This is a genomic window from Allostella sp. (genome assembly GCF_041913585.1).
Taxonomy (GTDB): domain Bacteria; phylum Pseudomonadota; class Alphaproteobacteria; order ATCC43930; family Allostellaceae; genus Allostella.
In genome coordinates this window covers 1-1,539 of record NZ_JAYSFE010000295.1, presented here as the reverse complement: position 1 = coordinate 1,539, position 1,539 = coordinate 1, and the positions used below count along the sequence as shown (strand labels likewise).

Sequence of the window (1,539 nt, the reverse complement as noted above, 5' to 3'; positions counted from 1 at the left end):
ATCGCGGTGCAGCGGCTCGGAGTGGCTCTCGGTCAGTTCCACGAGCGGGACCGCCGCGTAGGGCTGGGCACCGGCCGCGGCGAGGTCGCGGAATTCGCTGGTGTGGCTGGCGCTCCGCAGTTCGACGATGCGGGTGCCGGGGCCGGCGAAGAGGATGTTGGCGAGCGCCGCGCCGTGGGTGCCGACGATGACGGACGCCTCACCGAAGGCGCGCATCTGCTCGGCGAAGGACATGGTGCCGGGATCGAGGGCCTCGAACCCCGCCCGCGCCAGGGCTGCTGCCACCGCCGCCTCGTCGACGAGGCGGCGGCGCGCGACCCCGCCGCGACAGACGAAGAGGCGCCGCCACGGTCGCGGCGCAGCCGGCGCCAACCGGCGCCAGAAGCGCACGGCCTCCGCCCGCGAGACGCGCGTCGGCAGCGCCGCGCGGCGGACGCCGACCAGCCCCTGCGGCACCGGCCGGGGCCGGATGCGGGCGAGCGCCAGGCACTCCGTCACCCAGTCGAGGATCACCTGCTGGCCAGACCTGAAGCCGGCATCGACCAGCACCCCGCCCTCGGCCAGTTCCGGCCGGCGGCGCAGCAGGTCGAGCCGCGGCAGGAAATCGGCCAGCCAGTGGAAATGGTTGTCGGCGCTGCCGAGGACGAACCGCGCCGGAGCGTCCGGGGCGGTGCGGAGGGCGACCGCACGGGCCGCGACCGCCGCCGCCAGCTCCGGCCCGTAGAGATGGGCGTACTTGCCCGGGCCATAGATGGCGAATGCGTCGCGGCAGGTCTCGCCCTGGAGCGTCACCGGCAGGAACTGCGGCACGATCAGCAGCACGCGCTCCAGTTCGACGCAGCCGATGCCGCCCGCCCGCTCGGGTGGCAGCAGCCAGCGCGGCCCATCCGCCGGCGCCCCGGCCATCGCCTCGGCCAGTGGCCGGTCCGTGATCGCGATCATCCGCCCGATCCGGGCCGAGGCGGACCCGGAAGTCAAGGAAGGAAGGATGGCGGCGCCGCAGGGCCGCCTGATAGGGTGGCGGCGTTTTCCCAGTCCGGAGCCGAGCCATGTCCCAGGAGGCCGATCGTCGGAGCCTCGTCGCATTCTTCGACCGCTGGACGGAACTGGTCCGCGCCGTCGACTTCGCGACTGCGCGCGAGATGTTCGACGAGCGGCTGGTCGGGTTCGGGACCTATGCCGACCTGGTGATCGGCCGCGACACCGTGGTCGCCGGGCAGTGGATGCAGGTCTGGCCGAAGATCGCCGACTTCCGCTTCCGGACGGAGGTCCTCCATGCCGACGTCTCGCCCGACCGGCTGATGGCGACCGCCGCGGTGCCCTGGAGCTCGACCGGCTTCCACGCCGACGGCACGCCCTTCGCGCGCAACGGCCGCGCCACCGTGACCTTTCGGCGGGACGACGTGGAAGCCCCGTGGCGGGGCCTCCACACGCATTTCTCCCTCAATCGCGGGACGCCCGAAATCTCCCACGGGCGTCCAACGATGACCGCCTGACTAGCGCCAGCCGGCGCGGTCCATGATCTTCAGCGCCTCGGCG

At 73.4% G+C, this 1,539-nt stretch carries 2 protein-coding genes; one reads left to right on the top strand and one right to left on the bottom strand.

All coding sequences use genetic code 11. The features are described from left to right. Positions 1–942, bottom strand: a 942-nt coding sequence (locus ACE3Q3_RS24355) for a DUF563 domain-containing protein (protein WP_374450460.1), incomplete at its 3' end; no start/stop codon positions are given. A gap of 107 nt (positions 943–1,049) precedes the next feature. Between ACE3Q3_RS24355 and ACE3Q3_RS24350 the strand changes: the two genes are divergently transcribed. Beyond that, the gene (locus tag ACE3Q3_RS24350) at positions 1,050–1,496 is read left to right on the top strand and encodes a nuclear transport factor 2 family protein (RefSeq protein WP_374450458.1); all 447 of its coding nucleotides are present in this window, start codon (positions 1,050–1,052) and stop codon (positions 1,494–1,496) included. The last annotated feature ends 43 nt before the right edge of the window (positions 1,497–1,539 follow it).